Source organism: Roseburia porci (genome assembly GCF_009695765.1).
Lineage (GTDB): Bacteria > Bacillota > Clostridia > Lachnospirales > Lachnospiraceae > Roseburia > Roseburia porci.
In genome coordinates this window covers 38,212-45,625 of sequence record NZ_VUNI01000024.1, presented here as the reverse complement: position 1 = coordinate 45,625, position 7,414 = coordinate 38,212, and the positions used below count along the sequence as shown (strand labels likewise).

General features: G+C 42.7%; 6 protein-coding genes. 1 reads left to right on the top strand and 5 read right to left on the bottom strand.

Annotated elements, in window-relative coordinates; all coding sequences use genetic code 11:
• Positions 1-286 precede the first annotated feature (286 nt).
• The 5 genes from FYJ75_RS12105 to FYJ75_RS12085 all read right to left on the bottom strand — a co-directional run bounded on the left by FYJ75_RS12105 (position 287) and on the right by FYJ75_RS12085 (position 6,507).
• Positions 287-2,773, bottom strand: a complete 2,487-nt coding sequence (locus tag FYJ75_RS12105) for a hypothetical protein (RefSeq protein WP_154430696.1) — start codon at positions 2,771-2,773, stop codon at positions 287-289.
• 15 nt (positions 2,774-2,788) lie between these two features.
• Positions 2,789-4,864, bottom strand: coding sequence for an efflux RND transporter permease subunit (locus FYJ75_RS12100; RefSeq protein ID WP_154430695.1), 2,076 nt, complete (start codon positions 4,862-4,864; stop codon positions 2,789-2,791).
• Positions 4,865-4,999: 135 nt separating this feature from the next.
• A complete protein-coding gene (locus FYJ75_RS12095) occupies positions 5,000-5,566 on the bottom strand; it encodes a TetR/AcrR family transcriptional regulator C-terminal domain-containing protein (protein WP_154430694.1) in 567 nt (188 codons plus the stop codon).
• Between the two features lie 111 nt (positions 5,567-5,677).
• Complete coding sequence (locus FYJ75_RS12090) at positions 5,678-5,908, bottom strand: hypothetical protein (protein ID WP_195839014.1); 231 nt, start codon at positions 5,906-5,908, stop codon at positions 5,678-5,680.
• Between the two features lie 17 nt (positions 5,909-5,925).
• A complete protein-coding gene (locus tag FYJ75_RS12085) occupies positions 5,926-6,507 on the bottom strand; it encodes an HdeD family acid-resistance protein (RefSeq protein WP_195839013.1) in 582 nt (193 codons plus the stop codon).
• A gap of 384 nt (positions 6,508-6,891) precedes the next feature.
• Here FYJ75_RS12085 and ybaK point away from each other — a divergent pair, with 384 nt between their 5' ends.
• Positions 6,892-7,374 carry a Cys-tRNA(Pro) deacylase gene (gene ybaK / locus FYJ75_RS12080; protein ID WP_154430692.1) on the top strand — a complete coding sequence of 161 codons (483 nt, stop codon included), beginning with the start codon at positions 6,892-6,894 and terminating at the stop codon, positions 7,372-7,374.
• Positions 7,375-7,414: the final 40 nt, after the last annotated feature.

Here is a 7,414-nt window from a genome sequence, read left to right as displayed (position 1 = left end):
CAAGACTACCGAAATATCTGCGTAATGCACTCCATCCAGAGGCTGTGGTGGCATAAATTGCTATTTTGTTAGCTGAAGTATTGAATTTTCAAGGTGCGAAGCCTATTTTAGGTATGGGAAGTCTTAGTTAATTTAATTATACTCATTCCCTCTTATTTTTCCACAGTAAATCTGTGAAATATGTGTATCCAGTCTTTTGTTTTCAAAAAATGCAAAGATACAGGCAGCTGTTTTCAACCCGCGCTGCCCGTATCAATGCATTTCAATATGATCGTATGTCTTTCCCTTATTGATCTTCCTTGATGGAATCCAGTTTATAGATGAACTTCACGCTTCCGTTTGCTCCATCTGCAATGTCGCTGTAGCTCTGATAATCCTCACCGGCATCGATCATGGCCTGCAGTCTGTTTGCAAGTGGTTTTAAGTCACCTTTGTATGCATTCACAATCTTGTTGATTCCCTGCTCGTTGAACTCAACCATTCCATCTGCAAGTGTGTGGGAACCTGTATCCAGTTTATTGACACCGTCAACGATCTGACCGGTTCCGTTTACTAACTGGGCAGCTCCTGAATTCAATGTATCATTGTTGGATACCAGAGTGTTTGCTCCGGCTGCCAGCTGTCCAACACCATCAGCTAACTGATCAATTCCAGAACTTAAAGAACCATTAACAGATGACGCAAGCTCATTTGTTCCTGCCGCAAGCGCCTGTGCACCAGTCACAAGACTATATCCTCCTGCCTGTTTTTCTTCAATCTGAGCGGCAATATTCTGTTTTGTCTGTTCAATTCCAGTTATAAGTGCCTGCGATGCTGCACTCTGTGCGCTCTGCGATGCTGTGCTTTTTGCAGTCTCAGATGCAACCTGACCAGCTACCTGCGATGCTGTTGCCTCTGCGGTCTGAGATGCGACCTGACCGGCTACCTGCAATGCTGTTGCCTTTGCTGCCTCAGATGCTGCCTTCGACGCGGCGGTTACAGCTGCCTTCGACGCGACGGTTACTACTGACTGCTGAGCCATTTCTTGTGCCATCTCAGATGCTGCCTGTGCAATTGTCTTTCTATTTTGTGCCTGATATGTGTTTTCAATTAATTCTGGCGTAATTGCATCTTCGGAATATCCTGCCCCTATCAATGCTTCTTTTACCTTTAATTTAATACCATCCTCACAATCAGACTGCATACCCTTGGCAAGATAGCCTATCATTTTTTGAGCATCAGAGTTAGCACTAAGCCCTTCTGTTACCTCCTTCGTCGTTTGATCACCAGTCAACTGTTTTTTATATTCTTCAGCCACCTTAGAAGAAATTTCTTGTGCATCAACTGCATCAGATGCCTGTGTTCCAATTGCATCCAGCTGACTTTCAATTTCTTTTGTTGCAGTATCAGCCGCCTGTTTTGATATCGCATTGCTCTGAGCCTTAATTGACTGCTGTGCAAGTGCGGCTGCCTGTGCCCCAATTGAATCCTTCTGTCCTTCCACAGATGCTGCTGCCTGCGATGCAGCCTGTGCTGCATAAGAAGCCTTTTCAGCATCCGTAAGCTGTGTATTTAATGCCGAATCCAGCGTGCCAATTCCATCCCGGATTGTAGCTGCACTGGAATTCAAAGTATTTACTCCCTGTGTCAGGGTTAAACGTCCCTCAGTCAGAGCAGAAAGTTTCTCGTTTAAAGTATTAATTCCATTGCCAAGTGTTTTTGCGCCATCGGTGTAGCTCTTGATTCCGCCGGATAATGTATTCATTCCGCTTGAGAATTCTTTTAGGCTGCTCTGTAAAGTATCCAGGCCGTCGGAAAGCTGTTTGGAGCCATCCTGCAGCTGCTCACTTGCATCGGTTAATGTATCGATCATATCATCAACTGAAGATAAATCAGAAGAACCATCGGTTGATAAGAAGCTTCCTGCATTTGCGACAACCGTCATAGCTGTTTCCAGTGAGAAATTCTCAACATCTGCGGTTACTTCAAAGGACTCTGGAATATCCACATCCTCATCCAGATCATCGTCATTCAGATCCAGACTGTCTTTTAAACCCGGAAGTGCATATCCGATTACGATATTTCCTTTTCCGGTATTCTGAACCTTACCGTTTGTAACTTCTACATTGCTGAAGCTGTCATCGAGCACCATGCCGGTAATTGCTGCAAACGGAACACATACAGTCACTTCTTCACCGTTTACAGTCTCAGTGTAGGTAGAATGATTGGTATAATCAAAGTGGATCGTTACCTTTCCGGATTTTCCTGCGAGGTCTTCCGGTGAGATCTCTTTTCCATCCAGATAGTAGGTAACTTTCTGTGAAACAGGTGCCTGTGCAGTCGATGTTCCCTGATAGTAAATGTCATTGCCATCTGCCTGCCACGTCAGATCATCTCCACTCTGTGAAAATGTCTCATCCCCTTTTACATTTTCAATATCTTTTAAAGAAGATTTATCTTTTAAAGTGTCGGATTTGTCACGGTTGATCAGATGATCGGATACAATTGTCTGGTTGACATTACCACTGGCATCTGAGATCAGATATACCGTCTCGTCCTTATCAATCTCCTTTTCGGATACAGACACATTATCTTTTAACATACTGCTTAAAGATAACTCATCCTCAGAATCAGATGTACTGTCTGTTGTCTGTGCTGCTTCTGTTCCTGCTTTCTCTGCATGAACGGTGTATACGGAGAATCCGGTTCCGACCATGGCGATTGTAAGAACGCCGGCAATAATACGAACTACATATTTATTTTGAAATCTTTTCTTTAATTCAGGTAATTTCATTTTCCTATCCTCCTATTATTTTTTCGGTTTAAATCCTGCACTTGTCGCACAGATGATACGGTCAAAGATCATAAACATCGATGGCAGGATAAAGATTACAACGAACATACTGATAATTGCGCCACGTGCCATCAGGTTACACAGCGAACTGATCATATCAATATTGGAATAAAGACCTACGCCAAAGGTTGCAGCAAAGAAACTGAATGCGCTGACCATAATGGACTGAATGGAACTCTGCAGTGCACTACTGATGGCTTCTCTTTTTTCCATGCCGTGATTACGGTTTCTCTTATATTTGTTTGTCATAAGAATTGCATAATCGACAGTCGCTCCTAACTGAATGGTTCCGATAACGATCGATGCAATAAACGGAAGAACCGTTCCCGTATAATACGGAATACCCATATTAATAAAGATGGCCAACTCGATTACTGCTACCAGAATAACCGGAAGTGAGATCGACTTAAATACAAATAAGATAATGACAAAAATTGCACCGATGGATACTGCACTTACTCGCGCGAAGTCCGTATTGGTGATCTCGATCAGATCCTTTGTACAAGGAGCTTCACCGATCAGCATTGCGCTGTTATCGTATTTCTTAATGATCTTGTTGATCTCATTACACTGGTTGTTGACTTCATCGGAAGCTGTCGCATATTCGGAGGTTACAAGCATCATCTGATAATCTCCGTTTTTCATAATGTCTTTGACATTATCCGGAATTGCTTCCTCAGGGATTGATGGTCCGGCGATGGAATCTAAGGATGCTGCCATCTTGACACCGTCAACCTTTTCAATTTCCGCGATCATGTTCTGGCTGTCTTTTGCAGATAAGGAACTGTCTGCGATAATGATATCCGTCGCACCCATGTTATAGTCGGATGTCAGTTTGTCATTACCCTGGATACTCTGCAGTGTCTTTGGAAGTGTTCCTGCAAGATCATAATACACACTGGTGTTACGATATCCAAAGATTGCCGGGAACAGGATAATTACAAAAAGAATTGCAAAAACAACATAGTGTTTTGTGATCCAGTTTGCAATTTTTCCAAGATCCGGAATGATTGCTCTGTGTTTTGTCTTCTCGATCAGTTTGTCAAATACAAGGATCATAGACGGCAGGATCGTTACACATCCGATTACACCAAATATAACACCTTTTGCCATGACAACACCGAGGTCAAGTCCAAGAGTAAAGCTCATGAAGCAGAGCGCTACGAATCCGGCAACGGTTGTGATCGAGCTTCCGATTACGGATGTCAATGTAGCGGATATTGCATGTGCCATCGCACGATTTTTATCTCCGTTAAAACGCTCCTGCTGTTCTTCGTAACTGTGCCACAGGAAAATGGAATAGTCCATTGTTACACCAAGCTGAAGGACTGCTGCCAGTGCCTGTGTAATATAAGAAATCTCCCCTTTGAATACGTTGGTTCCCATGTTATAAATGATCGCCATTCCGATACTGAGCAGAAACAGGAATGGGACAAAACCGGAATCCATTGTCAGCGATAACACAACAAGTGAAAGAACAACCGCAAGGACAACATAAATTGGTACTTCTTTCATGGACAGCTTACGGATATCATTGATTACCGATGCCATACCACTGATATAGCACTGGTCTGTTACTTTTGTCTGAATCTCATCAATTGCTGCCATTGTTCCGTCCGATGCCATAGAATCGTCATACAGGATTGCCATCAGCTGACTGTCCTGATCCGCATTATGGAAAAACTCATTTATATCATCCGGAAGAACTTCTTTTGGAATGCTGAAATCAGCTACCGAACCATACCAGATTACATCCTTGACATGATCCACATCTTCGATCTCATCTGCAAGGGTATCAATATCCTTGTCATCCATGCCCTCTATGACGACAAAGGAAAATGCACCCGTTCCAAACTCATTCAGCAGAATATCCTGACCTTTCATCGTTTCAATGTCAGATGGCAGATACGAAAGAATATCGTAGTTGACTCTGGTATTGAAATAGCCAATCGCCGCCGGAATGAGCAGAAGAAACGAAAGAATCAGAATCGGGATTCGAAACTTTACAACTCCTTTTCCAAACTTAATCATTTTTCACACCTTCTCTTTTCCTAATTTGTCTTACTATGTTTTTAAGTATAAAAAAAAAGATTGAATAACAAAATATTCAATCCTTTTTGTCTGTCAGCGACTCTATACAATTTGCTCATTTTGTCTACTGCATTTCTACAGTTCACGCATTATGTCATCCATCGAATGGGAGAGCATATAGTCATATACATCTGCCATCTCCTTCGGTGGAATGTTCATTCCCATTTTGATCCACTCTATTACCGCAAAACACATGGACTGGGCATAATAAGATGCCAGCAGATCCGGTGTCAGCCAGCTGTGTATGTATTTCTTACCGGTGGACAGATCACGGAATACATCCGCGAGTTCCTCCTGCACGCATTTCTGCGCAATACTCCGAAAAGACACTGGTCCTTCCAGCTTGATCGCCCTTGTGTAAAATGCCCGTTCTTTCTCAATATTTGAAAACAGAAGTACCATGGCCTCTGATATCATTCCGTTCTGAATCAGAGGATGCACCGGCTCCAGAAGATCCTTTTTCAGAATCCATTCCAGAAGTTCAAATTTATCCTGAAAATGATTATAAAATGTTGGACGTATGACTCCGGCTTTATCTGTAATCTCTTTTATTGTTATCTTCTCAATCGGATGCTTTGTTGCAATCTCCTTGAGTGATTCCGCTAGCAATATATCAATTGCATTCTTCCCTTGTCCTGTCATATAAATCTAATCACCTAATCGCAGCTATTTCAAACTCCAGTTATATACTCACCCATGAAAGCTCACTATAATGCCCATTTTATACCAAAGCACCCGGAATTGCAATGTTTCTTACTCATCAAATTCCATCGTGACAAAGTACCCTTTCTCGGTCTCTTCCACATCAACAACAACACCTTCTCTGGACTTCAGGCGCTCGCTTACCGCATAATTGCCTGACATCGCAATCGCATGCTCAATCGTGTAATAATAGGAGGTCGGAAGCTTACTCTCCGTAATCTTCAGCCGGTCTCCGACTTTGGTAAGTCCCGGTCTCTCCATCTTAAACTCCATTTGACGCATGATCTCACTTCCTTTTTCTAATCCTCATCCTTAAATTCTACGTCAACCGGATCCATTTTATTTCTGTATTCTTTCTCCGCTTTTGTCGTCCTGGTTGTGATCAGAAGATTGGATACTCCATTGTAGATCAGTGCAATCCCAAGAAGGATCATTGCTGCTTTTACAACCATAAACGCATCAATAATGCACAGCACACCAAAGATCACACTGATCACAGCAAGCACCATACTGAATTTCCAGGAATCCTGTCCATATTCTTTCATCTGCCAGGACATCCGCACATCCTGGATTCCATGACACAAAAGAATCACACCGATCACAACGGGAATCAATGTCTCAATAATGCCCGGATTGATAAAAATCCATACCCCGATCAAAAGAACGATCAGCCCCATCGCCGCAGACAGACCACTTGACATCCAGTTTAAGAAATAACTGAACATAAACATTCCACCAACAACGATCATAATAATGGCAAGTACTCTGCAGAACAGGCTTACCGTCTCAATTGGACGAGCGATCAGAACGATACCAAAAATAATGCAGATAATGGATGACGTAATGAGATCCATCCGAATCTGTTTCATAAATTCTTTCATATACCCTACCTCACGTTCCAGCGCAGAGTGCATTTCCGCGCACATTCTGTTTCTTGGATTATAACACTCCTTAAGAACTACTTCAATCGTCATTTCATTTTCGGTTGCGCTCTCCCGAAATTGTGCTATAGTTACAGTAACTTGGACAATTACGCAACTTATACAAATATGAACAGACATATACTGCGCATACAAATAACTCGCAGGTGCTTCAGAGCGTCCGGTACTTAGCGACCGTATTCTGGTCGCTTATGTACCGCTGACAGCGATGGGCAGTGAGAACGTGCCTGCGATTATTTGTATCCACAGTATATACTTGAGTGATTTTGAAAAAGTTACATAATTGCCCCGGTTACCGTAATGATAACACAAGGAGGCATTCCAATGGGAAAAGAAGTAAAAACCAATGCAGTCCGCATTCTCGACCGCAACAAAATCAATTATGAGCTGCTGACCTATGAATGTGATGAGTTCATCGACGGACTCCACACCGCAGAAAAGACAGGCGCTCCGGTCGAACAGACCTATAAAACACTTGTCATGCAGGGAAAAAGCAAGAAATATTATGTTTTTGTCATTCCGATCGCGGAAGAAGTCGACTTAAAAGCTGCAGCCAGATCTGTCGGAGAAAAATCCGTTGAAATGATCCATGTAAAAGATATTACTGCAATTACCGGTTATGTCCGTGGTGGCTGCAGTCCACTTGGTATGAAGAAACAGTTTCCGACCGTCATCGACTCCACCGCTGAAGCTTTTGATCAGATGTATGTAAGCGGAGGCCGTATCGGTACTACCGTTCGTTTGAATCCAAAAGATCTTGCGCGCGTTGTCCGGGCCGAATTTGCTGATATTATCGCAAAACATTAACCAAAAGCTTTGCATTATGGCCCATTTCTGCATAAAAATA

Bases quoted from the DNA above. Each gene is read 5' to 3' on its own strand.
- FYJ75_RS12090 (WP_195839014.1), bottom strand. From the start codon at position 5,908: ATGCGTCAAATGGAGTTTAAGATGGAGAGACCGGGACTTACCAAAGTC.
- FYJ75_RS12085 (WP_195839013.1), bottom strand. From the start codon at position 6,507: ATGAAAGAATTTATGAAACAGATTCGGATGGATCTCATTACGTCATCC.
- FYJ75_RS12105 (WP_154430696.1), bottom strand. From the start codon at position 2,773: ATGAAATTACCTGAATTAAAGAAAAGATTTCAAAATAAATATGTAGTT.
- FYJ75_RS12095 (WP_154430694.1), bottom strand. From the start codon at position 5,566: ATGACAGGACAAGGGAAGAATGCAATTGATATATTGCTAGCGGAATCA.
- FYJ75_RS12100 (WP_154430695.1), bottom strand. From the start codon at position 4,864: ATGATTAAGTTTGGAAAAGGAGTTGTAAAGTTTCGAATCCCGATTCTG.
- ybaK (WP_154430692.1), top strand. From the start codon at position 6,892: ATGGGAAAAGAAGTAAAAACCAATGCAGTCCGCATTCTCGACCGCAAC.